Origin of the sequence: Sanguibacteroides justesenii, assembly GCF_003204205.1 — a bacterium.
Taxonomy (GTDB): domain Bacteria; phylum Bacteroidota; class Bacteroidia; order Bacteroidales; family Marinifilaceae; genus Gabonibacter; species Gabonibacter massiliensis.
In genome coordinates, this window is sequence record NZ_QJPL01000006.1 from 45,492 (window position 1) to 71,757 (window position 26,266).

At 44.2% G+C, this 26,266-nt stretch carries 23 protein-coding genes and 1 tRNA gene; 8 read left to right on the forward strand and 16 right to left on the reverse strand.

Annotated features, from left to right (window positions below; all coding sequences use genetic code 11):
* Positions 1 to 132: 132 nt before the first annotated feature.
* From rpoC to DMB45_RS10670, 15 genes are all read right to left on the reverse strand, one after another.
* On the reverse strand, positions 133 to 4,383 hold the full coding sequence (rpoC, locus tag DMB45_RS10600; RefSeq protein WP_041504196.1) for a DNA-directed RNA polymerase subunit beta': 4,251 nt from the start codon (positions 4,381 to 4,383) through the stop codon (positions 133 to 135).
* A gap of 76 nt (positions 4,384 to 4,459) precedes the next feature.
* The gene (gene rpoB, locus DMB45_RS10605) at positions 4,460 to 8,272 is read right to left on the reverse strand and encodes a DNA-directed RNA polymerase subunit beta (RefSeq protein WP_041504195.1); all 3,813 of its coding nucleotides are present in this window, start codon (positions 8,270 to 8,272) and stop codon (positions 4,460 to 4,462) included.
* Positions 8,273 to 8,366: 94 nt separating this feature from the next.
* Complete coding sequence (gene rplL, locus DMB45_RS10610) at positions 8,367 to 8,744, reverse strand: 50S ribosomal protein L7/L12 (protein ID WP_041504194.1); 378 nt, start codon at positions 8,742 to 8,744, stop codon at positions 8,367 to 8,369.
* Positions 8,745 to 8,786: 42 nt separating this feature from the next.
* Positions 8,787 to 9,305, reverse strand: a complete 519-nt coding sequence (gene rplJ / locus DMB45_RS10615) for a 50S ribosomal protein L10 (RefSeq protein ID WP_041504193.1) — start codon at positions 9,303 to 9,305, stop codon at positions 8,787 to 8,789.
* Between the two features lie 30 nt (positions 9,306 to 9,335).
* Positions 9,336 to 10,031 carry a 50S ribosomal protein L1 gene (rplA, locus tag DMB45_RS10620; RefSeq protein ID WP_041504192.1) on the reverse strand — a complete coding sequence of 232 codons (696 nt, stop codon included), beginning with the start codon at positions 10,029 to 10,031 and terminating at the stop codon, positions 9,336 to 9,338.
* Positions 10,032 to 10,055: 24 nt separating this feature from the next.
* A complete protein-coding gene (gene rplK / locus DMB45_RS10625) occupies positions 10,056 to 10,493 on the reverse strand; it encodes a 50S ribosomal protein L11 (RefSeq protein WP_041504191.1) in 438 nt (145 codons plus the stop codon).
* Between the two features lie 22 nt (positions 10,494 to 10,515).
* The gene (gene nusG, locus DMB45_RS10630) at positions 10,516 to 11,064 is read right to left on the reverse strand and encodes a transcription termination/antitermination protein NusG (protein WP_041504190.1); all 549 of its coding nucleotides are present in this window, start codon (positions 11,062 to 11,064) and stop codon (positions 10,516 to 10,518) included.
* Positions 11,065 to 11,084: 20 nt separating this feature from the next.
* The gene (gene secE, locus DMB45_RS10635; RefSeq protein ID WP_082027514.1) at positions 11,085 to 11,276 is read right to left on the reverse strand and encodes a preprotein translocase subunit SecE; all 192 of its coding nucleotides are present in this window, start codon (positions 11,274 to 11,276) and stop codon (positions 11,085 to 11,087) included.
* A gap of 22 nt (positions 11,277 to 11,298) precedes the next feature.
* Positions 11,299 to 11,371: transfer RNA gene (locus tag DMB45_RS10640), tRNA-Trp, on the reverse strand.
* Positions 11,372 to 11,464: 93 nt separating this feature from the next.
* On the reverse strand, positions 11,465 to 12,652 hold the full coding sequence (tuf, locus tag DMB45_RS10645; RefSeq protein WP_041504189.1) for an elongation factor Tu: 1,188 nt from the start codon (positions 12,650 to 12,652) through the stop codon (positions 11,465 to 11,467).
* 173 nt (positions 12,653 to 12,825) lie between these two features.
* Complete coding sequence (gene hpf, locus DMB45_RS10650; protein ID WP_041504188.1) at positions 12,826 to 13,122, reverse strand: ribosome hibernation-promoting factor, HPF/YfiA family; 297 nt, start codon at positions 13,120 to 13,122, stop codon at positions 12,826 to 12,828.
* An 18-nt stretch (positions 13,123 to 13,140) separates the two neighbouring features.
* Complete coding sequence (locus tag DMB45_RS10655; RefSeq protein ID WP_316929918.1) at positions 13,141 to 14,046, reverse strand: tyrosine-type recombinase/integrase; 906 nt, start codon at positions 14,044 to 14,046, stop codon at positions 13,141 to 13,143.
* A gap of 68 nt (positions 14,047 to 14,114) precedes the next feature.
* Positions 14,115 to 14,306, reverse strand: a complete 192-nt coding sequence (gene rpsU / locus DMB45_RS10660; RefSeq protein WP_041504187.1) for a 30S ribosomal protein S21 — start codon at positions 14,304 to 14,306, stop codon at positions 14,115 to 14,117.
* Between the two features lie 293 nt (positions 14,307 to 14,599).
* The gene (locus DMB45_RS10665; RefSeq protein ID WP_041504186.1) at positions 14,600 to 14,881 is read right to left on the reverse strand and encodes a hypothetical protein; all 282 of its coding nucleotides are present in this window, start codon (positions 14,879 to 14,881) and stop codon (positions 14,600 to 14,602) included.
* Positions 14,882 to 14,908: 27 nt separating this feature from the next.
* Complete coding sequence (locus DMB45_RS10670) at positions 14,909 to 16,567, reverse strand: M23 family metallopeptidase (RefSeq protein WP_041504185.1); 1,659 nt, start codon at positions 16,565 to 16,567, stop codon at positions 14,909 to 14,911.
* Between the two features lie 103 nt (positions 16,568 to 16,670).
* Between DMB45_RS10670 and DMB45_RS10675 the strand changes: the two genes are divergently transcribed.
* From DMB45_RS10675 to DMB45_RS10710, 8 genes are all read left to right on the forward strand, one after another.
* The gene (locus tag DMB45_RS10675; RefSeq protein ID WP_041504184.1) at positions 16,671 to 16,961 is read left to right on the forward strand and encodes a hypothetical protein; all 291 of its coding nucleotides are present in this window, start codon (positions 16,671 to 16,673) and stop codon (positions 16,959 to 16,961) included.
* A 2-nt stretch (positions 16,962 to 16,963) separates the two neighbouring features.
* Complete coding sequence (locus DMB45_RS10680) at positions 16,964 to 17,251, forward strand: cell division protein ZapA (RefSeq protein WP_041504183.1); 288 nt, start codon at positions 16,964 to 16,966, stop codon at positions 17,249 to 17,251.
* 269 nt (positions 17,252 to 17,520) lie between these two features.
* Positions 17,521 to 19,056 carry a ribonuclease Y gene (gene rny, locus DMB45_RS10685; protein ID WP_041504182.1) on the forward strand — a complete coding sequence of 512 codons (1,536 nt, stop codon included), beginning with the start codon at positions 17,521 to 17,523 and terminating at the stop codon, positions 19,054 to 19,056.
* A gap of 167 nt (positions 19,057 to 19,223) precedes the next feature.
* A complete protein-coding gene (locus tag DMB45_RS10690; protein ID WP_041504181.1) occupies positions 19,224 to 20,102 on the forward strand; it encodes a nucleoside phosphorylase in 879 nt (292 codons plus the stop codon).
* Positions 20,103 to 20,121: 19 nt separating this feature from the next.
* On the forward strand, positions 20,122 to 20,577 hold the full coding sequence (locus DMB45_RS10695) for a DUF4293 domain-containing protein (protein ID WP_041504180.1): 456 nt from the start codon (positions 20,122 to 20,124) through the stop codon (positions 20,575 to 20,577).
* A gap of 27 nt (positions 20,578 to 20,604) precedes the next feature.
* A complete protein-coding gene (locus tag DMB45_RS10700; protein WP_041504179.1) occupies positions 20,605 to 22,302 on the forward strand; it encodes a dipeptidase in 1,698 nt (565 codons plus the stop codon).
* Between the two features lie 172 nt (positions 22,303 to 22,474).
* Complete coding sequence (rplS, locus tag DMB45_RS10705; RefSeq protein ID WP_041504178.1) at positions 22,475 to 22,828, forward strand: 50S ribosomal protein L19; 354 nt, start codon at positions 22,475 to 22,477, stop codon at positions 22,826 to 22,828.
* Positions 22,829 to 22,926: 98 nt separating this feature from the next.
* Entirely contained in the window at positions 22,927 to 24,672 is a 1,746-nt protein-coding gene (locus DMB45_RS10710; RefSeq protein ID WP_041504177.1) for a phospho-sugar mutase, read from the forward strand.
* 126 nt (positions 24,673 to 24,798) lie between these two features.
* Here the strand turns inward: DMB45_RS10710 and DMB45_RS10715 are convergent, their stop codons facing one another.
* Positions 24,799 to 26,220, reverse strand: coding sequence for an ATP-dependent DNA helicase (locus DMB45_RS10715; protein ID WP_041504176.1), 1,422 nt, complete (start codon positions 26,218 to 26,220; stop codon positions 24,799 to 24,801).
* Positions 26,221 to 26,266: the final 46 nt, after the last annotated feature.

Here is a 26,266-nt window from a genome sequence, read left to right on the forward strand (position 1 = left end):
CGTTTAAGTTCGAAAACAAAGATAATGATTAACAGAAATTACAATCTCAGAACTACTAAAAACTTATCGCAATCATCGCCTTGCCGAATCGAACAAAAAAAGACCACCGGAAAACCGATGGTCCTTTTTCTTTTATTTATTCTCTATTTTTTCGAAGTCCGCTTTCGAACCGACGATCAAACTTCTGAACTCCTTCATTCCGGTTCCTACCGGTATCAAGTGACCGCAAATCACGTTCTCTTTCAATCCCTCCAAAGGATCTACTTTTCCGTGAATAGCCGCCTCGTTCAATACCTTGGTCGTCTCCTGGAAAGAAGCAGCCGAAATGAAGCTGGCAGTCTGTAGAGCAGCTCTCGTGATTCCTTGAAGCACCTGTGCAGATGTTGCAGGTACGGCATCACGGGCCTCCACGACTTTCATATCACGACGTTTCAATTGGGAATTAATATCCCGAAGCATACGCACGGTAATAATCTGTCCCGCTTTCACCCGGTCAGAATCACCCGGATCCAGAACGACTTTCTTACCGTACATGGCGTCGTTCTCTTCCATAAATTCGGATTTATCCACGATTTGGCTCTCCAAGAATTTGGTATCACCGGCATCCTGAATCAATACCTTACGCATCATCTGATGAACAATGATCTCAAAATGCTTATCATTGATCTTCACTCCCTGCATCCGGTATACATCCTGCACCTCATTTACGATATATTCCTGTACCTTTATCGGTCCCTCGATATTCAATATATCGGTCGGAGTAATCGCTCCGTCGGATAACGGGGTTCCCGCGCGCACATAATCGTTTTCCTGAACCAATATCTGCTTAGACAAAGAAACCAAATATTTCTTCACCTCTCCGGCCTTAGAAGTAACGATGATCTCTCGATTACCGCGTTTGATCTTACCATAGGTCACCTCTCCGTCAATTTCCGACACAACCGCCGGATTCGACGGATTACGGGCTTCGAATAGCTCGGTAACACGCGGAAGACCTCCCGTGATATCACCGGCCTTACCGACAGCTCTCGGAATTTTGGCAATCGTGCTACCGGCTGTTACCTGTGCCCCCTCTTTCACCACGATGTGAGCACCTACCGGTAAGTTATAACTCTTCACGACATTATCTCCCGCCTCTTTAATACATAAAGCAGGAGCTTTCGTTTTATCCCGGAATTCAATGATGATCATCTCCCGGAATCCGGTAGTCTCATCCGACTCCTCCTTATAAGTCTCTCCTTCGATCAGATTTTCCAATCCTATCGTTCCGGAATATTCGGTGATAATCAATGCATTGAACGGGTCCCACTCACAAAGTAAATCACCCTTGTTCACTTCCTGACCGTCCTTTACGAACAGCTTCGCTCCGTAAGGAATTGCATGAGAAACCAATATAATATTGGTATTCTTATCGACAATGCGTAATTCTGTCAAACGTCCTACCACAACATCGCACACGGTACCGTTGTCCAAAGTATGTTCCACGGAACGTAACTCTTCAAACTCCACATAACCTTCGTATTTTGCCTTCAGAGAGTTCTCGCTGGAAATATTTCCGGCAGTACCTCCCACGTGGAACGTTCTCAAGGTCAACTGCGTACCAGGCTCTCCAATGGATTGTGCCGCGATAACTCCGACAGCTTCACCTTTCTCCACCATCCGGCTCGTGGCCAAATTACGTCCGTAACATTTGGCACAAACTCCTTTTTTCGCCTCACAAGTCAACACGGAACGAACCTCTACGCGTTCGATCGGTGATTTTTCGATAATATCGGCAATGACTTCCGTAATTTCCTCCCCGGAAGCAACGATCAACTCACCCGTATTCGGATGATAAATATCATGTACGGAAACACGTCCAAGGATTCGCTCGGACAAAGAAGCAACCACCTCTTCGTTATTCTTAATCGCCGAAATGGTAATACCGCGCAACGTACCGCAATCCTCTTCCGTAATCGTAATATCATTGGCCACATCGACCAAACGACGAGTCAAGTAACCGGCATCTGCCGTTTTCAACGCCGTATCGGCCAAACCTTTACGAGCACCGTGAGTTGAAATAAAGTACTCCAACACGGACAATCCCTCTTTAAAGTTAGCTAAAATCGGGTTTTCAATAATCTGTCCGCCGGTTGCGCCTGATTTCTGGGGTTTAGCCATCAATCCACGCATACCTCCCAACTGACGGATCTGTTCGCGAGAACCGCGGGCTCCCGAATCCAACATCATATAGATGGAATTGAATCCCTGATCATCGGAAGCCAACTGCTTCATCAAAGTAGCCGTCAAATTAGCATTCACGTGCGTCCAAATATCGATAATCTGATTGTAACGTTCGTTATTGGTAATGAATCCCATGTTATAGTTCGACATTACCTCGTCTACCTGATTGTAACCTTCTTCCAACAGAGATTGTTTCTCTTCCGGAATGATAACGTCTCCCAAATTAAAGGACAAACCACCCTCAAACGCTTTCCGATATCCCAAATCCTTAATATCGTCCAAGAACTTGGCCGTTACATCCACGCCGCAACGCTTGAACACGTCCCCGATGATGTCACGTAAAGCTTTTTTCGTAATCAACGTATTGATATACGGGTAGTTCTTCGGAGTATATTGATTCAATAATACCCGACCGACGGTCGTATCTATCGTGTGACGGATAGGGTTCCCTTCTTGATCCACGTCGTCGATCTTCACTTTGATCTCTGCATGTAAATCAACCGCCCTTTCGTTAAAGGCAATAATAACCTCCTCCGGAGAATAAAATTTCAATCCTTCTCCCCGGGCGCCTTTTCTGGGTTTAGTGATATAATACAACCCCAATACCATATCCTGAGAAGGAACCGTAATAGGGGCTCCGTTAGCAGGATTCAATATATTGTGGGAACACAACATCAGAATCTGAGCTTCCAAAATAGCTTCATTACCCAAAGGCAAATGAACTGCCATCTGGTCACCGTCGAAGTCGGCATTAAATCCGGTACAAGCCAAGGGATGCAAACGGATAGCTTTTCCTTCGATCAATTTCGGCTGGAATGCCTGAATACCTAAACGGTGCAGGGTCGGAGCACGGTTTAACAAAACCGGATGACCTTTCAACACGTTTTCCAGGATATCCCACACGATCGGATCACGGCGATCCACGATCTTTTTGGCACTCTTCACCGTCTTCACGATACCCCGTTCAATCAATTTCCGGATGATAAACGGCATATAAAGTTCTGCCGCCATATCCTTGGGAAGACCGCATTCGTGCATCTTCAAATCGGGTCCCACGACAATAACCGAACGAGCCGAATAATCGACACGCTTTCCTAACAAATTCTGACGGAAACGTCCTTGCTTACCCTTCAAACTGTCGGAAAGAGACTTCAACGGCCGGTTGTTTTCGATTTTCACCGCATTGGATTTACGGGAATTGTCGAACAACGAGTCAACAGCTTCCTGCAACATACGTTTTTCATTCCGCAAAATCACATCCGGAGCCTTAATCTCAATCAAACGTTTCAAACGATTGTTACGGATAATTACCCTCCGGTACAGATCGTTCAAATCGGACGTGGCAAAACGACCACCATCCAACGGAACCAACGGACGCAATTCGGGAGGGATCACGGAAACCACCTTCACGATCATCCATTCCGGTTTATTGATATCTTTACTTTCCCGGAAAGCCTCAACCACCTGAAGACGTTTTAAAGCTTCATTTTTCCGCTGTTGAGACGTCTCGGTATTGGCTTTATTTCTCAATTCGTAAGACAAATCATCCAAATCCAAACGTTCCAACAACATGGAGATAGCTTCAGCACCCATCTTGGCGATGAACTTATTGGGATCATCGTCATCCAAATACTGATTCTCGTTCGGAAGCTTATCTAAAATATCAAGGTACTCCTCCTCCGTAAGGAAATCCAGTGTTTTAATTCCGGACTCGGCCATAACTCCCGGGTTTACCACGACATATCTCTCGTAATAAATGACCGCATCCAATTTTTTGGAAGGCAATCCCAACAAATAACCGATTTTATTCGGTAGGGATTTGAAATACCAAATGTGTGCCACGGGAACAACCAATTGAATATGTCCCATCCGCTCACGACGAACCTTTTTCTCCGTCACCTCAACACCGCATCGGTCACACACAATCCCTTTATAGCGAATACGTTTGTATTTACCGCAATGACATTCGTAATCTTTCACCGGCCCGAAGATTCGTTCACAGAACAAACCATCCCGTTCAGGTTTATAGGTACGATAGTTTATGGTCTCCGGTTTTAACACCACACCACTGGAACGCTCCAGAATCTCTTCCGGAGAAGCCAAACCAATAGCAATCTTTGTAAAACTAGTTTTTGTTTTATTCTCTTTTCTGAATGCCATATTTATGAATTTTAGATTTCAGATTTTAGACCCCGGCAATGCAACCCGTCCCAAATCCGAAATCGTAAATCAAAAATTATATCAAGTTAACGCTCAATCCCAAACCTCTCAACTCATGTAACAATACATTGAAGGATTCCGGTATACCCGGTGTAGGTAACGGTTCTCCCTTCACGATGTGTTCATACGTCTTGGTTCTACCCATTACATCGTCCGACTTCACGGTCAGAATCTCCTGTAAGATATGAGAAGCCCCGAAAGCTTCCAATGCCCAAACCTCCATCTCTCCGAAACGTTGTCCTCCGAACTGAGCCTTACCTCCAAGAGGTTGCTGAGTAATCAAAGAATACGGTCCGATAGAACGGGCATGCATCTTGTCATCTACCATGTGACCCAACTTCAACATATAGATCACTCCCACGGTGGCAGGCTGGTCGAAACGCTCTCCGGTTCCCCCGTCATACAGGTAGGTAGTACCGTTTCTCGGCAATCCGGCCTTATCCGTATACCCGTTTATCTCCTCCAAGGTAGCCCCGTCAAAAATCGGAGTCGCAAATTTTACTCCCAATTTTTTCCCGGCCCAACCCAGTACGGTTTCGAATACCTGTCCCAGGTTCATACGGGAAGGTACACCTAACGGATTCAAACAAATATCCACCGGAGTTCCGTCTTCCAGGAAGGGCATATCCTCCACTCTTACTACGCGGGATACGATACCTTTGTTACCGTGACGTCCCGCCATCTTATCCCCGATCTGCAATTTACGTTTTTTAGCCACGTATACCTTTGCCATCTTGATAATTCCGGAAGGTAACTCGTCACCGACGGTAGCATTATATTTCTTACGTTTGATTTGACCTTCGATCTCTTTGTACTTGATGATGTAATTATGCAACAAGTCGCGGATCATATCGTTTTTCTGCTTATCGGTCGTCCATTTGTTCGGGTTGATCTGCAAGAAATCCATATTCTGGAGCATCTTGTAAGAGAATTTCACCCCTTTCGGAACAATATCCTCGTTCAGATAATTTTTCACGCCCTGAGAGGTCTTCCCGTTCACTAACTCGAACAGTTTGTCGATCAACAGAGAGGTCAAATCACCCACTTTACGTTGGAATTGTTCGTCAAATTCTGCCAACAGATTCTTTCCTGCAGCTTTGGATTTGCGATCCCCTACCGTGCGTTGGTACAACTTCTTGTCGATAATAACTCCGCTCAACGAAGGAGAAGCTTTCAACGAAGCATCTTTCACGTCTCCGGCCTTATCTCCGAAAATAGCCCGTAACAATTTCTCCTCCGGACTCGGATCCGATTCTCCTTTCGGGGTAATCTTACCGATCATGATATCGCCCGGTTTAATACGGGCTCCTATGCGGATAATACCGTTTTCATCCAGATCGCGGGTAGCTTCCTCGCTAACGTTCGGAATATCGGCGGTCAACTCTTCCAAACCGCGCTTGGTTTCCCGCACTTCCAACGAATACTCATCCACGTGCACGGAAGTAAACACGTCGTTGCGCACGATATTCTCCGAAATAACGATGGCATCCTCGTAGTTATAACCCTTCCACGGCATGAAAGCCACTTTCAAGTTACGTCCCAAAGCTAACTCTCCCTTCTCGGAAGAATAGCCCTCCGTCAATATCTGGCCTTCTTCCACCCGATCGCCTTTTCTCACGATAGGTTTCAAGGTCATGGTCGTACTCTGGTTCGTACGTTTATATTTAGGCAGATAATACTCTTTCGTATCATTGTCAAAGCTCACATAAGCCTCCTCCTCCGTACGATCGTATTTGATCACGATCTTACGACCGTCCACATAATCCACGACTCCCGGTCCTTCCGCAACGATCTGCGTTCTGGAATCCTTGATCAGGTTTGCCTCCAAACCGGTACCCACGATCGGAGACTCCGGACAAATTATAGGCACAGCCTGACGCATCATGTTGGATCCCATCAAAGCGCGGTTAGCATCATCATGTTCCAAGAAAGGAATCAAAGAAGCGGCAATAGAGGCAATTTGATTCGGCGCCACATCGATCAGATCCACGCTCTCTCCCTCTGCCATCGGAAAATCCGCATCTTGTCTGGCTTTTACCCGTTTATCCAGGAATAAACCTTCGTCGTTTATCGGAGAACTGGCTTGTGCTATAACCAATCCCTCTTCCTCCTCTGCCGAATAATACCTCACCCCCTCGTCGGACAAATCCACCACCCCGTCATTTACCTTCCGGTAAGGAGTCTCGATAAATCCGAGGTCATTGATTTTAGCATAAACGCAAAGAGAAGAGATCAAACCGATATTCGGACCTTCCGGGGTTTCGATGGGACACAAACGGCCATAATGCGTGTAGTGCACATCCCGAACCTCAAATCCGGCACGATCCCTGGACAAACCTCCGGGTCCCAAAGCAGACATACGTCTTTTGTGCGTGATCTCGGCCAACGGATTCGTTTGATCCATAAACTGAGATAAAGCATTGGTTCCGAAGAAAGAGTTGATCACGGAAGACAAAATCTTCGAATTGATCAAATCCACCGGAGTAAACACCTCGTTGTCCCGAACATTCATCCGTTCCCGGATCGTACGGGCCATACGGGCAAGTCCCACTCCGAACTGATTATATAATTGTTCGCCTACCGTACGAACGCGACGGTTACTCAAATGGTCGATATCATCCACATCCGTACGGGCGTTCAGCAAACGAATCAAATACTTGATAATCTCGATAATATCCTCTTTCGTTAAAACCCGAATATCCGGATCCGTGGAAAGATTCAACTTCTTGTTTAATTTGTAACGCCCCACGTCACCCAAATCGTAACGTTTATCCGAGAAGAAAAGCTTATCGATTACATCGCGGGCAGTTGCTTCGTCTGGTGGTTCCGAACTACGCAATTGCCTGTAAATATGCATAACGGCCTCTTTCTCCGAATTACAGGGGTCTTTCTGTAACGTATTATATATAATGGCATAATCCGCCAAATTTTGAATCTCCTTGTGAAGAAGGATCGTTTTCGCACCCGATTCAACGATCGCATCTATATGCTCAGGTTCCAATACAGTTTCCCGATCCACGATAATCTCGTTACGTTCGATGGAAACGACTTCTCCGGTATCTTCATCCACGAAATCTTCTACCCAAGATTTCAAAACACGAGCAGCTAAACGACGACCAATGACTTTCTTCAATCCCGTACGGGAAACATTCACTTCATCTGCCAACCCGAAAATTTCGAGAATATCTTTATCCGTTTCAAAACCGATGGCTCTCAACAGGGTTGTCACGGGCAATTTCTTTTTACGGTCGATGTACGCGTACATCACGTTATTGATATCCGTGGCAAATTCGATCCAGGACCCCTTAAACGGAATAATTCTGGCTGAATAAAGCTTCGTACCATTCGCGTGAATACTCTGTCCGAAGAATACACCGGGAGACCTGTGTAACTGAGAAACGACGACACGCTCTGCTCCATTGATCACGAAAGTACCTTTCGGAGTCATATAAGGAACATTCCCTAAATACACATCCTCAATAACCGTATCAAAATCTTCATGTTCCGGATCAGTACAGTATAACTTTAACTTCGCTTTCAGCGGAGCTCCGTACGTCAATCCCTGACTTAAACACTCGTCAATGGTATAGCGCGGCGGATCTATAAAGTAGTCCAAAAATTCTAAAACAAAGTTATTACGTGTATCTGTTATAGGAAAATTCTCCTTGAAAACCGTGTAAAGGCCTTCATTTTTTCTGTTCTCAGGCGTGGTACCTAATTGAAAAAAGTCTTTGAACGACTTTAATTGCACCTCCAAAAAATCAGGATAATCCAATTGATTTTTTATCGACGCAAAGCTTATTCTATTGTTTGAATTATATGAAGACATCTATTAATTTTTTTGAACCTAAACAATCATAACAACAAAATGGTTAAGAGTCCACATGAGACTCTTAACCCCCAAAACCTACCGGTTTTATTCTTTATTTAAGTTCAACTTCAGCTCCTGCTTCTTCAAGTTGAGTTTTTAAGCTGTTAGCTTCTTCTTTAGACACTTTCTCTTTCAATGGAGCCGGAGCTTTGTCAACTAATTCTTTAGCTTCTTTCAAACCAAGACCGGTCAACTCTTTTACCAACTTAACAACAGCCAATTTAGAGGCACCAGCTGATTTAAGAACTACATCGAATTCCGTTTGCTCAGCAGCAGCGGCACCGGCGCCACCAGCAGCAGGAGCAGCCACAGCCACAGCAGCAGCTGCAGGTTCAATTCCGTACTCTTCTTTTAAAATATCAGCTAATTCTTTTACGTCTTTTACGGTAAGGTTTACTAGCTCTTCTGCAAGTTTTTTCAAATCTGCCATTTCTATACTAATTTAAAATTGTTTGTTACTTAACTTAAAAAATTATTCTTTTTCAGACAGTGTCTTAACAACACCGGCGATCGTATTTTGTCCGGATTGCAAAGCAGAAATAACGTTCTGCATCGGAGACTGAAGCATCAGGATGATATCTCCAATCAACTCTTCCTTAGACTTAATATTGATCAACGCGTCTAATTGATTTTCGCCTACATAAGCGCATTCCTCAACAAAAGCGGCTTTAAATGCAGGTTTATCCTTATCTTTACGGAACTCTTTGATCAATTTGGCAGGCGCATTACCTGTCTCGCACAACATTACGGCACTACTTCCTTTCAAAGAAACGAAGATCTCCTCGTAATTGTTGTTTGCGTTCTCAAGAGCCTTTTTCAACAAGGTATTTTTAACCTGTATAAGCTTTATGTTAGCATCGAAACAAGCCCTACGCAACGCCTGAGTGGCGACTGCATCCAGACCCGCAATATCGGTTACATAAAGATGCTTATATTCGTTAACCTGCTCCGTCAAGCTGTCTATAATGACTTTTTTCTCTTCTTTTTTCATACTACTGAGGTCCTTTTTAAGGTTACAAAATTAATCAAGTAATGACTTTGGTTCTACTTGAATACCGGGACTCATCGTACTTGACAGATACACACTCTTAACATAGGTTCCTTTCGCGGCTGCCGGTTTCAATTTGTTGATCACGTTCAAGAATTCTCTCGCGTTTTCTAAAATCTTAACGGCATCAAATGATACCTTACCTATAGAGGCGTGAATAATACCAAATTTGTCAACCTTAAAGTCGATCTTACCTTGCTTTACTTCAGTAACAGCTTTTCCGATTTCCGGAGTTACCGTACCGCTTTTCGGGTTAGGCATCAATCCACGAGGACCCAATATTCTACCAAGAGCACCCACTTTACCCATTACGGAAGGCATCGTAATGATGATATCTATATCGGTCCAACCGCCTTTGATCTTCTCGATATAATCATCCAATCCCACGTAATCCGCACCGGCAGCCTTAGCTTCATCCTCCTTGTCAGGCGTACACAAAACCAACACTTTTACTTCTTTTCCGGTACCATGAGGTAAAGTACATACACCGCGAACCATTTGATTGGCTTTACGCGGATCCACTCCTAATCGAACGTCCAGGTCTACTGACGCATCAAACTTGGTAAAAGTAATCTCTTTTACAAGTTGTGCAGCCTCGTCGATAGAATACACTTTTCCACCTTCGATCTTTTCTAAAGCTAACTTCTTATTTTTTGTCAGTCTACTCATTACGTTTGAAGTATTACAAATTCATTAAAAAGGTCTTTCACCATCAACGGTGATACCCATACTTCTGGCAGTACCAGCTACCATACTCATCGCTTTTTCTACTTCAAAAGCATTCAAATCTTTCATCTTAGACTCTGCGATCTCTTTTACTTGAGCCCAAGTAATAGAAGCCACCTTTTTACGGTTAGGCTCAGCAGATCCGGATTTCAATTTGGCTACTTCCAAAAGCTGAACCGCAACAGGAGGTTGTTTCGTGATAAAATCAAATGACTTATCACCGTACACCTGAATAATCACCGGGATAATCTTTCCTGCCTGATCCTGAGTTCTTGCGTTGAATTGCTTGCAGAAGTCCATGATATTGACCCCTTTTGAACCTAACGCAGGACCTACTGGAGGAGAAGGATTTGCTGCTCCGGCTTTAATTTGTAGCTTGATAATTGCTTCAACTTCTTTTGCCATGATTTTTTTTAATCAATAATTGTTATTCTTTTTCTACCTGCATGAAACTTAGTTCAAGTGGCGTTTTCCGTCCGAAGATCTTAACAATTACTTTTAATCTCTTCTTATCCGAATTCACCTCCTCTATCACGCCGGTAAAACCGTTAAAAGGCCCGTCGGTCACTTTAACCGACTCGCCCACGAAATAAGGGACACTTATTTCTTCTGGTTGTTCCGCGAGTTCATCCACCGTACCTAAAATCCGGTTTACCTCCGCTTGACGCATCGGCACAGGATCTCCACCCTTGGTCTCCCCCAGGAAGCCAATCACGTTCGTAATATCACGAAGCATGTGGGGAATTTCACCAACGAGAGCAGCCTCTATCAATACATAACCCGGGTATAGATTCCGTTCACTACTGAATTTTTTCCCGTTACGTACTTGATAAACCTTCTCGGCCGGCACCAAAACCTGTGAAACATAGTCCTGAAGCCCTAAACTGGCAATTTCATTTTCGATGTACTCCTTTACCTTTTTCTCCTTGCCTCCAATTGTTCGAAGTACATACCATCTTTTTTTTATTTCAGCCATGTGTCAGACCTCCAAGATTTTTAATAAAACAAACTATATATACCTGTCATTATGTGTCTGAACGAGAAGTCCATCGCAAATATACAAAGAGCTATGATAACGGAAGCAATCATCACAATCGTTGCACTGCTCTGGAGTTCAGACCATGTGGGCCAGGATACTTTATTTACCAGTTCGTTGTAAACGTCTGATATATAACTCTTAATTCTCATCTGTTTCTTTCTTTTTAAATTGCACGGGAGGAGAGGTTCGAACTCCCGACCCTCGGTTTTGGAGACCGATGCTCTACCAACTGAGCCACTCCCGTATGTGGAGTTGACCGAAGTCAACTCCATTTATCTTGGATTCACGACCGAGCGATTCCAGAGCGAATCGACCAAATCATAAACCTGCAATCATCTTAGCCTAAGATTTCGGTAATCTGTCCGGCACCCACGGTTCTACCACCCTCACGGATAGCGAAACGCAAACCTAACGAACAAGCAACCGGGGTGATCAAATCAACCGTGATGGTCAAGTTATCACCAGGCATTACCATCTCGCGTCCTTCCGGTAAAGTGATCTCTCCGGTAACGTCCAATGTACGGATATAGAATTGCGGTCTGTATCTGTTGTGGAACGGAGTGTGACGACCACCTTCTTCTTTTTTCAGGATATAAACCTCGGCTTTGAATTTCGTATGCGGGGTTACTGATTTCGGTTTTGCCAAAACCATACCACGCTTGATTTCGTTTTTATCGACACCGCGAAGCAACAAACCTACGTTATCACCGGCCTCTCCGTCATCCAGAATCTTACGGAACATCTCAACTCCGGTACAAACGGTCTTTTTCCCGTCAGCACCCAAACCGATCATTTCCAACTCATCACCCACGTGAACGGTACCCGTCTCAATACGACCGGTAGCAACAGTACCACGACCGGTAATAGAGAATACGTCCTCAACAGGCATCAGGAACGGTTTGTCTACAGCACGTTCCGGAAGTTCAATCCAAGAATCCACTGCATCCATCAACTCCATTACTTTCTCTTCCCATTTCGGTTCTCCGTTTAAAGCACCGAGGGCAGAACCTAAAATAATAGGAGTATTGTCTCCATCGTATCCGTAGAAAGACAACAACTCTCTCATCTCCATCTCAACCAATTCCAACATTTCAGGGTCATCCACCATATCCACTTTGTTCAAGAAAACGACCATTCTCGGTACGTTTACCTGACGAGCCAAAAGGATGTGCTCACGTGTTTGGGGCATCGGACCGTCTGTAGCGGCACAAACCAGAATAGCACCGTCCATCTGAGCGGCACCGGTAACCATGTTCTTTACATAGTCGGCGTGTCCCGGACAGTCAACGTGCGCATAGTGGCGATTTGCAGTTTCATATTCTACGTGCGAAGTATTGATGGTAATACCTCTCTCTTTCTCTTCCGGAGCGTTATCGATAGAATCGAATGAACGCAATTCAGAAAGACCTTTTTTTGCCAAAACTGTCGTAATCGCAGCAGTCAAGGTTGTTTTACCGTGGTCAACGTGACCAATAGTACCAATATTTACGTGTGGTTTTGACCTGTCAAAATGTTCTTTAGCCATAACTCTAAAACAATTTTATTATTAAACAATTTATCACAAAAACTCTATAACATACCATAGAAAATCCTCTGAACGACTGAATGTTAACCAGTCCAAACGAGAAAAATCCATTTAATTTGGCTTGCAAATGTACAAATTAAAAATCATATCTCACAATAAATGAGATCATTTTTTTAATTTTCTCTCTTTTCCTTCGCCTTCGTCAACTGACGCTTCAACACGTCATACAACTCATCCACCGTCTCCTCAAAAGTTTTAGCATTCTTCTTTACGAAAACATCCTGTCCCTTCACGTCAACGTTCACCTCCATCAATTTGTTTTCAAGATTGTCATCCTTTTCCAATTTCAACGTCACCACAATCGCGATAATGCCGTCGTGATACCTTTCCAGTTTCGAGAATTTTTTATTGATCAACTCTTCCAAAACCGGATTTACTGAAAAACCTACAGGATTAATTCTAATTTCCATACCGTTTCCTCCTATAATTTATGCTCGTGGGTGAGCTTGTTTAAAAATCTTCAACATACTCTCTACCGAGTTGTGCGTGTAGACCTGGGTGGCAGCTAAACTCGAATGCCCTAAAAGCTCCCGGATCCCCTCTATGGACGCCCCGTTATTCAACAAATGAGTCGCAAAAGAGTGACGCAACACATGCGGACTTCTCTTGGACAAAGTGGTATCATTCGACAACTTTGCGGTAACCAGCCGATAAACAAATTTATCGTAAATAGGCAACCCCTTGTCAGTCACGAAAAAAAAACCGTGTTCCTGAATAACGACCTCCCGCCTCCTCTCCAAATAATGCGCCATCGCTTTCTCCAACTCGTTCACGACCGGAATCTCCCGTTGCTTGTTCCCTTTTCCCGTCACCCGAATACACCGCCGGGAAAAATCGACATCCGACACCTTCAACCCTACTATTTCCGAACGCCTCATCCCCGTGTCATAGGCCATCAACAAAATCAACCAATCGCGCAGGCAAGGAAAATCCTCCTTTTCCACATTCAACACTGCGGCCATCTCCTCCTCCTTCACGAAAACAGGCAACCGCTTAGCCGTTTTAGGACCGCTAATTCCCTCCGCCGGATTCACCTCCAACACTCCCTCTTTCAGTAAAAAACGAAAAAAAGCTTTTAAGCTGCTCAACTTTCGCTTCCCGGAAGTGCCCTTCAGTTTCTCCCCGGTCTCTACTTTCCGCATACTCCCGCTCATCTCCGCCATAAGCCATCCCCTCACTAACTTGGTAGTTATTTTTAAAATATCCTCCTCCGAATCGCTCAACTTACAATAATCAAAAAATTGACGCAAATCCATTTGGTATGCTTTTATCGTGCGAGGAGAATATCTTTTTACACGACCGAGATAATTCAAAAAAGCCTGAAGTTGCATCATTTTCAAAATTTTAAAGACGTAACTAAATTACGCTTTTTGTTTTTGAAAAACAACATTATGTAAGTCTTTTATTCTTCTGCTTGCTGTAAAGATTGACGGTAAGCAGCTTTCATGCGAGCCATCCGATTTCTCACTGAAGGTTTGGTAAAAGCCTGACGGTCTCTCAACTCTTTAATAACACCGGTTTTTTCGAACTTTCTTTTGAATTTTTTCAACGCTCTTTCAATATTCTCGCCTTCTTTTAATGGAACTATAATCATGATCTTTTATTTTTAAAAATGAATAATTTAATTACTAAAAAAATAACCGACGACACCATCGCGTGTCCTCTTTCCTATTGAATATTATATCATTTATTTATCTCGAAAATAATCGACCACCCCCTTTCAAGCGGATTGAAACGTAAATTTAACAATTCGAAAACTGCCGCAAAGGTAAATGAATTAATCGAGAATTACAACGCACGAAATAAAAATCTACTTTAAGAGCCTGTCTTTACCCATTTTACCGTATCCGTGTTATCCCCTCCCTGTTTTTTTTTCACGCGACACAATCAGGGATTCAACAGATCCTTGCAATAATAATCCAAAATACCGTTGATCATGTTCACGTAAGTACGAGCTTTACCGTTATCCGGGTTCAAACGCAACACCGCATTGAAATAGTTCAAAGCCCGAGTAAAATCAGCCTTGCCGTTATAAATAATTCCCAACTCCATCAATATCTCTTCCGGCCCCTCTTTTTCTCCGACCACCTGTTCTTCCAATAAGGCAACAGCCTCTTCCGTTTTCTTCTCTTTTGCCAGCTCCCTGGCTTTTGCTATTATCGTATGCATATCATATACTTTTTATAACTAATACTCCTATTTTACAATATGGGTTTCAAAGGTAGCAACATTTCCCACACCATCCGTCACCTTTAACACGAGCCTGTTTTTCCCCTTCGTAAAAGCAGGCTCGCTTAAACGCCCCTCCAGCATATTCTTTTTGGCATCATAAGAGAACAGACACCATTTCCCGTTCACCTCAACCCGGTAAGAAGCAATACCCGTCAATTCATCCTTTATTTTAAAACGCACGCTTTTCCCGGCAACCTTTCCCAAATAATCGATTTGAGGAGCTACCGTATCCCGGCTCACCGTATAACGTCCCAACACGCGGGGATAAGCCCAAAGCCCCGTTTCCGACCGCCAAGTTTTCATCGGCAATAACTTATTCCCTTTTCCTACCATACATAGCACGCTTTTCTCCGGAAATGGACCCGTCACCTGCAATTTTCCTTTCTTTAACAAAGGCCACTCCTCTCTTGCCAAACAAAACACCTCCATCGTTTCTGTGCTGTCTTTATGCCAAGAAACGAGTTGCGGTTTACCCGATATCGGATACTGTAACGCATCCGGTTCCAACTCCAGCACATAATTTTCACAAACCATCCGATGTCCTTTTCGGTTATCCCAAATCACGTTCTCCGAACTTTCAACCTCACGTTCCCTCTCTCTTCCGATCAACTCAAAGGAGAGCCGGGAAACATTACCGTTCATATCCCGCAACTCCAAACGGATTTGCCGGATAGTATCCGGATACAACGTAATAAACCCGCGAGCGAGCGAGGTAAAAACTCCCGGTAATTCATCCCGGTAATTTCCAAACGTCGTGTAGACGACCTTATTCTCCCTATAAAGTTGAAAATCCTTTACCTCATTCACCAAAACGTTTTGATCGAAAGAGGTGGTATCCATCTTCATTCGGGATATCAACCGCCCTCCGACCCACAACTTCAACTCGTACAATCCCAATTTATTCCATGATCCGTTCATGTAATCATCACCCTGTATGCCGATACCGACTTTTCCGGCAGGAAACCGTACCCTCCCGGCACTGTAATTCCTGTTTCCCGTATTCTTTACCGCAACGCGACTACGCCCCGACAACACCCCCTCCTCTGTAAACCCATAAAGATAAAGAGCCCGAAGAGTCGGTCCCATGGTATCCTCTATTCTCAGGAAGAGCAACGGATTCAACGGGCGTTCGTCCCGAGAACTTCTCACCTCGAAATGCAAATGAGGTCCCATGGAAGAACCGCTGTTTCCACTATAAGCAATAGTATCCCCCGCTTTGAAAACAATCGCTTCCGCTTCAAAATTTTCGTCGATAGCGAATGACTCTTTCGCGTATTGCATATCCCGAACGATCTCCTCCACCCGGGGGACAAAACGTTGCAGGTGCCCGTAAACCGTCGTGTATCCGTCAGCATGTTCGATATACAATGCATTTCCGTAACCCGTCGCTGAAACCTTAACCCGGGCCAACACCCCGTCTTTCACGCATATTACCGGCAATCCTTCCCGGCCCTCCGTTTTATAATCCAATCCGGAATGAAAATGCGAATCTCTCAATTCTCCGAAATTACCACTCAACAAGGGCTTGACGCGTAAAGGATTTAGCCACCCGGACGATTGTCCCCAAGCGACTGACGTTAAAAGGAGTAAAACTCCCGCAATCATGACCGTTCCTTTTTTCATAATATTATATCGGCTACTAAAAATGACAAAACCGTTGCAAAAATAACAACACTCTTGGTATTTAAAAGAAATTGTCCTATCTTTGTGGTGTAAAGTTTAGGTTATGACAGAAAAAGAAGAAAACATAATAAAAGAGCTAAACTTAAAAATTGAACAACTAATAAAACGATATATATCCTCGCTGGACAAAAACAAAAATCTGGAAGCGGAGATCCAAGCTCTCAGAAACCGGATTGAGCAGCTGAAAGGCGAGAACAGCAGATTAAACGAGAACATAAAAGCTTTGAAAGTGGCTAATGCTATTTCGACCGGAGATGGAAGCTCTGAGGCCAAAATAAGAATCAGCCAACTGGTGCGGGAGATTGACAAATGTATTGCTCTTTTGAATAACTAAATATGAATGATAAACTTACGATTAATGTGAACATTGCAGGACGGATTTGCACGTTGACGATAGAGAGAGAGGAAGAGGAGCAAATCAGAAAAGCGGCACAGTTGATTAATGGTAAGATTTCTCAATATAGGGAAAAATATTCAAATATTGACCCCATGGATTTTTTAGTCGCCACGGCCCTGCAATTTACAGCCAAAATGTTGGAAGCCGAGCAACGGAATGATGTCGAACCGATATTGAATGAAATAGAAAAAGCGAACAAAAGGTTAGACGAATTCGTAAAAGAGTGAAAAAGCGTTCTTTGAAAAGAAATAGATATACCCGCATTATTTCGTATTTAACTGGAAAACTCAACACTTAACCAATTAGAGCAAAGCTTAGTTGGCACAAGATAGGCCTCAACTCTTCGGAGTTCCTTCGGGACGGTGGACATCTGAATCCGACGGCAGCTCTACCCGTGTCTAACAGGGGTTTTTTAAAGAGAAATAGTGCGGGTTTTTTATTATGAAAATAGAAAACCAATCAATATATAATTAACATCAAATCTAATTATCGGAATATGATAACAACAATAGTTACGGGTGTTATTGCTTTGTTGGTCGGATTGGCGATCGGATATTTACTGATCAACATGACCCTTAAATACAGAAGCAAGAATATCATCAAAGAAGCAGAAGCGGAAGCGGAAGTGATCAAAAAGGATAAAATCCTTCAAGCCAAAGAAAAATTCTTACAAATAAAAGCGGAACACGAAAAGCAAGTCAACGCCAGAAACAGCAAAATTTTACTTGCCGAGAACAAACTCAAACAACGGGATGCCGAATTAGCTCGTAAGATAGAGGAGTGTCAACGGAAAATCAAAGAGGCCGAAACCCAACAGGAGACTCTCGAAGGACAAAAAGAGTTGTGGGAAAAGAAACATGCCGAGTTAGAAAAATTAAAGAAACAACAGATAGAGCAGCTTGAAGCCATATCCGGAATGTCTGCCGATCAGGCCAAGGAAAAATTAATCAACTCCCTGAAAGAGGAAGCTGAAACGGAAGCTATCTCTTACGTGAATGAAATCATGGAAGAGGCTAAAATGACAGCCAACATGGAGGCTAAAAAAGTAGTCATCAAAACCATTCAACGGGTCGCGACAGAAACGGCAACGGAAAATGCAGTTTCCATCTTCCACATCGACTCGGACGAAATAAAAGGACGAATCATCGGTCGCGAGGGTCGGAACATTCGGGCATTGGAAGCTGCGACGGGAGTAGAAATCATCGTAGACGATACTCCGGAAGCCATCGTATTATCCGGTTTCGATCCGGTACGCCGCGAAATCGCACGTCTCTCCCTACACCAATTGGTAACGGACGGACGCATTCACCCGGCACGCATCGAAGAGGTCGTTAACAAAGTAAAAAAACAGATCGAAGAGGAGATCATAGAAACCGGGAAACGTACCACCATAGACTTGGGTATTCACGGCTTGCATCCGGAATTGATCCGTTTGGTAGGTAAGATGAAATACCGTTCTTCTTACGGACAGAACTTATTGCAACATGCCCGTGAAACAGCCAATCTATGTGCGATCATGGCTGCAGAACTGGGACTCAACGTGAAGAAAGCCAAACGGGCCGGACTCTTGCACGATATCGGTAAGGTACCCGATGATGAACCGGAACTGCCGCATGCTATATTGGGAATGCGATTAGCGGAGAAATACAAGGAAAAACCGGATATTTGCAATGCTATCGGCGCTCACCACGAAGAGGTAGAGATGACAACCCTTATCGCGCCGATCGTACAAGCCTGCGATGCTATTTCAGGTGCACGTCCGGGAGCCAGAAGAGAGGTTGTGGAATCCTATATCAAACGCTTGAAAGAGATGGAAGATTTGGCTCTCTCCTACAACGGAGTTGTTAAGACCTATGCCATCCAGGCCGGACGCGAACTTCGGGTAGTCGTGGGTAGCGAAAAAATTTCAGACACGGAAGCAGAAAAGATCTCTTACGATATCGCCAAACGCATCCAGGACGAGATGACCTACCCCGGACAGGTAAAAGTAACCGTTATCCGGGAAACCCGGGCCATCAACTACGCGAAATAACCGATCTGTCCAAAACAGATCCAAGCATAAATCACTCTAAAACGAACCGGAAATTCCGGTTCGTTTTTTTATAACCGCAGATTAATCGTTTTTATTTTACTTTTTGCCGGAGCTTTATTGGTTTATACCATGAATATCACTATTTTTGGTAGCTCAAAATTAAGGTTATGAATGCTATTAAATCATCGGAACTCATCACGAACGAAGACGGAACGATTTTCCATCTTCACCTGCACGCTGAAGATTTAGCGGATAACGTGGTACTTGTCGGCGATCCTTCTCGGGTAGAGATGATCGCTTCCCGTTTTGACTCGATCGAACTGACACGCGGGAATCGGGAATTTCATACGATTACCGGGACCTACCGCCAAAAACGCTTCTCCGTTATTTCAACGGGAATCGGTACGGACAATATTGATATTGTAGTGAACGAATTGGACGCTTTAGCCAACATAGATCTGGAAACCAAACAAATCAAACCGGAGAAAAAAGCATTGAATATAGTACGGATCGGCACTTCCGGTTCCGTACAGGCAGATGTTCCCGTACACGCCTTCGTTATCTCGGAAATGAGCGTGGGTATTGACGGGGTTCTGCGTTTTTATCAGGATAACGAAAAAATATGCGACGCGGCATTCGAAGACGCATTCGTCAATCAATGCCAATGGGCCCCGCAAGCCGCCCGCCCGTATGCCGTAAACTCATCTCCGGAGATGGTCAACAAATTACACTCGGAAGGCACGACCGTAAAGGGAGTAACATTGACGGCCAACGGATTTTACGGTCCCCAGGGACGCGTACTCCGTTTGCCGCTGCAAATGTCGGGAATAAACGACCGAATCGCCCGTTTTCGTTACAACGGTCGTAAAATCGTAAACTACGAGATGGAGAGCGCTGCTATTGCCGGCCTGTCTGCCCTCATGGGACACCATGCGGCCACCATCTGCCTGATCATTGCCAACCGGGCCACCGGCGACGCCTCTCCCGACTATAAACCTTACATGGAAAAATTAGTAAACTACACTTTAGATAAACTGACACGTTAATATTAATCAGCCATTTGATATGATACAAAGAATTCAATCCGTATACCTGTTTGTAATAGGCATTTTGATGGTATTGCCCCTATGTGTTCCCATCGCCCGGGTCGTGGTTCCCAACGATACGAATTACGACTTTTTCGCGTACGGTATAGTAGAAAAAAGCGCAGAAACTTCCTTCGTAAGTTATTACTGGGCGTTGTTCATTTTAAGTCTGTTCACCATTTTATTGCCTTTGATCACGATCTTTCTGTATAAAAAACGCTTTTTACAAGTAAGGCTTTGCATCGTAGAGATCGTTCTGTTGATCGGGTCCGGCATTCTGATGTGGTATCACATCCGGCAATTCGGAGCTGATGCAACGGTATTGTATAAATTCAGCTTTATTCTTCCTGTCGTATGCATCATTTTCACATACATGGCCATACGAGGCATCGTAAAAGATATAAAGCTTTTAAAATCTTACGATCGGATCCGTTAATTCTTTCACAAAATAAATAAAACGAATATGAGAAAAATTCACCTACTTGTCACGTTAGTATTTTTATGCTGCACGTCATACACTATGGCTTGTACGAACTTTCTATTCACGAAAGGAGCTACCAAAGACGGTTCAACCATGATCACTTATTCCGCCGACTCACACGTATTGTACGGAGAGCTCTACCATTGGCCCGCTCAAGATTGGCCCGCCGGTAGCATGGTGGACGTTTACGAGTGGGATACCGGCAAATTTTTGGGAAAAATTCCCCAGGTAGCCCATACTTATAATGTCGTAGGTAACATGAACGAACACCAGTTGGCTATCTCCGAAACGACTTTCGGAGGACGTAAAGAGTTAGAGACCCAAAGCGGAGCTATCATCGACTACGGCAGTGCCATCTATCTGACCCTCCAACGAGCCAAAACCGCACGCGAAGCTATCGTGGTTATGACCGACCTTTTCACCCGATACGGTTGGGCCAGTTCCGGAGAATCCATCTCTATCAGCGATCCCAATGAAGTCTGGATTTTAGAGATTATCGGCAAAGGGGAAGGAGAAAAAGGTGCCGTTTGGGTAGCCCGGATGGTTCCGGACGGATACGTATCCGCTCATGCTAATCAAGCTCGTATTACCACTTTCCCGTTAGAAGGGAAAACATCCATCTCTTCCGATAAAATGAATAAGATTTACAATCCGGAAGTAACTACCGTCTATTCAAAAGACGTAATCTCTTTTGCCAAAGAAAAAGGATTTTACCCCAAAGATGCTAAAAATTCCGATTTCAGTTTTTCCGACAGTTACGCTCCGGTGGATTTCGGTGCCGCCCGTTTCTGTGAAATCCGGGTATGGGCCTTCTTCAATGCCGTAAGCTCGGACATGGCCCAATACTGGGACTACGCTACCGGAAGAAACATCATGAAAGACTCCAAAGGTTACGCAACCAACCGCATGCCGTTATGGATTAAGCCTAATCGCAAATTAGACGTTCTGGATGCCATGGATTTCATGCGTGACCATTTGGAAGGCACGGAATTGGATATGAGCAAGGATTTGGGTGCCGGTCCTTACGGGTGTCCTTACAGATGGCGTCCCATGCAGTGGAAAGTAGACGGAAAAGAGTATGTACACGAGAGAACGACAGCTACTCAACAAACCGGATTCACGTTCGTAACCCAAAGCCGTAGCTGGTTACCGGACGAAATCGGAGGCATACTCTGGTTTGCCGTGGACGATGCGGCCAATACCGTTTATTTCCCGATGTACTCCTCTTCTACAGCCGTTCCGGAAGCCTATGCCGTAGGAAACGGGAGCATGATGGAGTTCACGAACGAAGCAGCCTTTTGGGTATTCAGTCAGGTCAGCAATTTTGCCTACACACGCTACGACCTGATTCATCCTGAAATCCGGGAAAAACAAAAAGGCTTGGAAATGCAATATCAAAACTTTGTTCAGATCGCGGATGCGGGAGCCAAAGAGATGTTGGCCAAAGACAAAGCGACAGCAGTCCAATTCCTGACGGACTTCTCCTGCAACACGGGAAACAGTTTAGTCGACCAATGGAGAAAATTCTACGGTTATCTGTTCTGCAAATACATGGATGGTAACATTAAAACAGCCGTTCCGGGAGAAAAAAATCCCAAAGTGGAAAACAAACCTCTTCCGGATTGGTTCTTGCGCATGTTGATCAAACAGACCGGAAACAAACTGGAAGTGATTGAATAAAATTATAAATCGGAGCTTGAATTGTTTTACGAAGGATAAACCTCGAATTATTTGCAGAGTTTATTTTTTTCCTTACATTTGCAGCTCGAATTAAAAACGTACGTAGTCTCTTACAAAAAAGACTCTGGTCGTAATACTGCGTTCGATAAATGAACTTTATAAAATTAAAACGATGAATTTAATTAAAATTGCAGAGGAAGCTTTTGCAAATGAAAACAGAGTAGAAATTCCTTCATTCAACACAGGTGATACCATCAGCGTACACTATAAAATTATCGAAGGAAACAAAGAGCGTGTACAGGTATTCAAAGGAATCGTTATCCAAATCAGCGGAACGGGTTCCACGAAAACTTTTACCGTGAGAAAAATGTCCGGTAACGTCGGAGTTGAACGTATTATCCCTCTGAACTCTCCTTATATCAAAGAGATTGAAGTAAACAAGAGAGGTGCCGTAAGACAGTCCAGAATATTCTATTTCCGTAAACTTACCGGTAAGAAAGCAAAAATTAAAGAAAAGAGATTTTAATTCATGCTTACGGAATAAAAAAGGCCTTGCAATGCAAGGCCTTTTTTATTAACGCAAAATATCATAACTTTGTTATCTGAACCAAAAACAATGACGATATGAACAACAAGGATATCATAAAAACGGCAAAAGAAAAAGCAGAAAAATGGTTGGACCGAAACTACGACGAAACGACTCGCACCGAAGTTTCCCGCATGCTAAACGATACAAATCCCGCCGAACTGATCGATTCGTTTTACAACGACTTGGAATTCGGAACCGGAGGATTGCGAGGAATTATGGGGGTCGGAAGTAACCGGATGAACATATATACCGTCGGTGCCGCCACCCAGGGATTTGCCAACTACATCAATCAGGCTTTCCCGAACGAGGAAAAATCGGTATGTATCGGACACGATTGCCGCCACAACTCCCGCTATTTCGCAGAAACCGTCGCCCATATTTTTTCGGCCAACGGTATTTACGTCTATCTTTTCGAAGACCTGCGCCCCACACCCGAAATATCGTTCGCCATACGCGAGTTAGGATGCAAAGGGGGAGTCATCATTACCGCATCTCACAACCCCAAAGAGTACAACGGGTACAAAGCATACTGGAACGATGGTTCCCAATTAGTTCCTCCCCACGACAAAAACGTGATTCGAGAAGTCCAAAAAGTAAAGGTCGGTGACATCAAATTCGATAAAGTCACCGAAAAGATTAAAATACTCGGCGAAGATTTCGACCGTATTTACCTGGACAAGGTAAAAACTTTAAGTCTTTCACCGGAAGCCATCCGGAAAGAACACGATTTGAAGATCGTTTTTACCCCTCTCCACGGAACCACTTACAAATTAGTACCGGAATCTCTCCGGAACTGGGGATTTACCAACATCCACCCCGTACCCGAGCAAAGCATTCCGAACGGAGATTTTCCGACTGTAGCCTCCGCTAACCCGGAAGAACCCGCCGCCTTTAAAATGGCTCTTGATTTAGCAAGAAAAGTCGATGCCGATCTGGCTATGGCCTGCGATCCGGACGGAGACCGTATCGGTATTGCCGTAAAAAATGATCGGGAAGAGTGGATCTTGTTAAACGGGAACCAGACCAATATCATTTTCACGGAATACATCATCCGTCGAAAAAGAGAATCAGGGCTTCTGAAAGGAGGAGAATATACTATCAAAACGATCGTAAGCACGGAATTGATCAAAGAAATTGCCGAAAGAAACGACATCGAGTGTTACGATGTATATACCGGGTTCAAATGGATTGCCGATATGATCCGGAAAAAAGATGCCGGAAAATTCATCGGAGGCGGAGAAGAGTCTTTCGGATTTATGCCGGGTTCGTTCACCAGAGACAAAGACGGCGTTTCCGCAACCTCTCTTATGGCAGAAATCGCCGCCTGGACGAAAATGAACGGATTATCTCTCTACGCTTTCCTGAAAGAGATTTACGCGAAATACGGTTTCTCACAGGAAAAAATGATTTACATCGTTCGCAAAGGATTATCCGGAGCTCAAGAGATCCAAGCTATGATGGAAAAGTTGCGTCATCATACCCCGAAACAAATCGCGGGTAGCGATATCGTGATTAAAAAAGATTACCTTACCTTAGAAGCAACTGATCTCCGTAGCGGGGAAAAAACACACCTGGATTTCAGCACGACGAGCGACGTCCTCCAATTCTTTTTAGCCGACGGTAGTAAAATTTCAGTCCGTCCCTCAGGTACCGAACCCAAAATCAAGTTCTATTTTGAAGCGAAAGTACAGATGAAGGATATTCACGATTTCGAGAAAGCACAGCAACAGGCAAACGCAAGAATAGACGAGATCGCAAAAGAACTGACAAAGAACGATTGACAAGCTACAATGGTCAACGAAAAGATGAGGAGATTGAATTTAATGGAATCATTCAATCTCCTTATTTTGTTATTACAAATTTAGCAACCGAAAAAGCGTCTGTTTCCGATTTCAATTCACCCCCATTTATCCTCTTGTCTCGAACCAATCGTCCCTAAAATTGATCAGGAAAACTTTTTGCCTTGCCCTCGTGATAGCCGTATAGAGCCAGCGCCAATACTCGTCGTCGGGCAATTCGTCCGTTATCCACCCCGGATCGACAAACACGGCATCCCATTGCCCTCCTTGCGCTTTGTGCCCTGTCACCGCATAGGCGAATTTAATTTGCAAGGCATTAAAAAATTCATTTTCACGAATCTTCTTAAAACGTTTTTGCTTGGAAGGGATATCATTCATATAATCTTCTTCTATCGCCGCGTATAACCGTTTATGCTCTTCATAACTCAAGGCAGGCTGTTCCGAAGTCAACGTATCCAGCATAACCCATGCCGTAATCTCCTCCTCGTACCCGTAAATACTCAAACGAGCCTCCGCAAAATGAAAACCATACAACTCCTTGTGTTTACCGATTCGTTCCACGGTGGCAATATCGCCGTTAGCAATAAAATCGACATGATCGTACTCCGCACCCCAAAAATAGTTATTCTTCACGATCATGATCTTGTCCCCCCCGGTAAAAGCTTCCTCTCGATAAAGGATGCGGGCTCTGATTCCCTCGTTAAACCGGTTGGCTCTTTTGTTGGAACGGCAAATAACCATCGTCTCATCCACCCCGTAACGACCGTAACAGCTATCCAGCTCCTCCAACAGATTCCCCCCGCTTATTCGAATGACATCCGGGAATCCGCCGACCTTCAGCAAAAAAAATTTTCCCGCAGCACCTATCATCTCCCGGACTCGCGTTGCGTTATACAATATTCCGGATGCTTCAGATTGCCGCATGATATCGGTCAATCGAGCCTCATATACATTCACCCCGTACTGACGGCCCAGCAGTTCCGCTTCCAAGGCGGGACTGACACTCGAACCGATCGGGGGCAACTGTGCCGTATCACCTATCAAAACCAAGCGATTATTCCGACCGTTATACACGTACTCGAACAAATCATCCAACAAGGAACCCGAACCGAAATTACTGTCCGAAGAAGCGGTAGAGATCATAGAAGCCTCATCCACAAAAAAAAGAGTATTGGCATTCGGGTTAAATCCCAAATTAAAATACCCGATTCCTTCCTGGGCTGATTTTTGCCGGTAAATCTTTTTATGGATCGTAAAAGCAGGCTGCCCCGAATAACTCGAAAACACCTTTGCCGCCCTTCCGGTCGGGGCCAACAAAACCACCTGACACTTCAACTGCAATAACGTATTCACGATCGCGGCAACCAATGACGTTTTCCCGGTACCGGCAAATCCCTTCAGCAAAAACAAATTCTCTTCTTCCCGAGAAAAGAAAAAAGAGAGAAAACAGTCCATCGCCTGCTGTTGAGTCGGGGAAAAATCAAACCCAAACTTCTCTAATACAATGTTTTCAAAATGTTTTGCAATCATAGCAAAATTTCAATGTATAAAAATGGGCTACGAATCTTTTTTTTCT

Bases quoted from the DNA above. Each gene is read 5' to 3' on its own strand.
- rpoC (WP_041504196.1), bottom strand. From the start codon at position 4,383: ATGGCATTCAGAAAAGAGAATAAAACAAAAACTAGTTTTACAAAGATT.
- rpoB (WP_041504195.1), bottom strand. From the start codon at position 8,272: ATGTCTTCATATAATTCAAACAATAGAATAAGCTTTGCGTCGATAAAA.
- rplL (WP_041504194.1), bottom strand. From the start codon at position 8,744: ATGGCAGATTTGAAAAAACTTGCAGAAGAGCTAGTAAACCTTACCGTA.
- rplJ (WP_041504193.1), bottom strand. From the start codon at position 9,305: ATGAAAAAAGAAGAGAAAAAAGTCATTATAGACAGCTTGACGGAGCAG.
- rplA (WP_041504192.1), bottom strand. From the start codon at position 10,031: ATGAGTAGACTGACAAAAAATAAGAAGTTAGCTTTAGAAAAGATCGAA.
- rplK (WP_041504191.1), bottom strand. From the start codon at position 10,493: ATGGCAAAAGAAGTTGAAGCAATTATCAAGCTACAAATTAAAGCCGGA.
- nusG (WP_041504190.1), bottom strand. From the start codon at position 11,064: ATGGCTGAAATAAAAAAAAGATGGTATGTACTTCGAACAATTGGAGGC.
- secE (WP_082027514.1), bottom strand. From the start codon at position 11,276: ATGAGAATTAAGAGTTATATATCAGACGTTTACAACGAACTGGTAAAT.
- tuf (WP_041504189.1), bottom strand. From the start codon at position 12,652: ATGGCTAAAGAACATTTTGACAGGTCAAAACCACACGTAAATATTGGT.
- hpf (WP_041504188.1), bottom strand. From the start codon at position 13,122: ATGGAAATTAGAATTAATCCTGTAGGTTTTTCAGTAAATCCGGTTTTG.
- DMB45_RS10655 (WP_316929918.1), bottom strand. From the start codon at position 14,046: ATGATGCAACTTCAGGCTTTTTTGAATTATCTCGGTCGTGTAAAAAGA.
- rpsU (WP_041504187.1), bottom strand. From the start codon at position 14,306: ATGATTATAGTTCCATTAAAAGAAGGCGAGAATATTGAAAGAGCGTTG.
- DMB45_RS10665 (WP_041504186.1), bottom strand. From the start codon at position 14,881: ATGCATACGATAATAGCAAAAGCCAGGGAGCTGGCAAAAGAGAAGAAA.
- DMB45_RS10670 (WP_041504185.1), bottom strand. From the start codon at position 16,567: ATGAAAAAAGGAACGGTCATGATTGCGGGAGTTTTACTCCTTTTAACG.
- DMB45_RS10675 (WP_041504184.1), top strand. From the start codon at position 16,671: ATGACAGAAAAAGAAGAAAACATAATAAAAGAGCTAAACTTAAAAATT.
- DMB45_RS10680 (WP_041504183.1), top strand. From the start codon at position 16,964: ATGAATGATAAACTTACGATTAATGTGAACATTGCAGGACGGATTTGC.
- rny (WP_041504182.1), top strand. From the start codon at position 17,521: ATGATAACAACAATAGTTACGGGTGTTATTGCTTTGTTGGTCGGATTG.
- DMB45_RS10690 (WP_041504181.1), top strand. From the start codon at position 19,224: ATGAATGCTATTAAATCATCGGAACTCATCACGAACGAAGACGGAACG.
- DMB45_RS10695 (WP_041504180.1), top strand. From the start codon at position 20,122: ATGATACAAAGAATTCAATCCGTATACCTGTTTGTAATAGGCATTTTG.
- DMB45_RS10700 (WP_041504179.1), top strand. From the start codon at position 20,605: ATGAGAAAAATTCACCTACTTGTCACGTTAGTATTTTTATGCTGCACG.
- rplS (WP_041504178.1), top strand. From the start codon at position 22,475: ATGAATTTAATTAAAATTGCAGAGGAAGCTTTTGCAAATGAAAACAGA.
- DMB45_RS10710 (WP_041504177.1), top strand. From the start codon at position 22,927: ATGAACAACAAGGATATCATAAAAACGGCAAAAGAAAAAGCAGAAAAA.
- DMB45_RS10715 (WP_041504176.1), bottom strand. From the start codon at position 26,220: ATGATTGCAAAACATTTTGAAAACATTGTATTAGAGAAGTTTGGGTTT.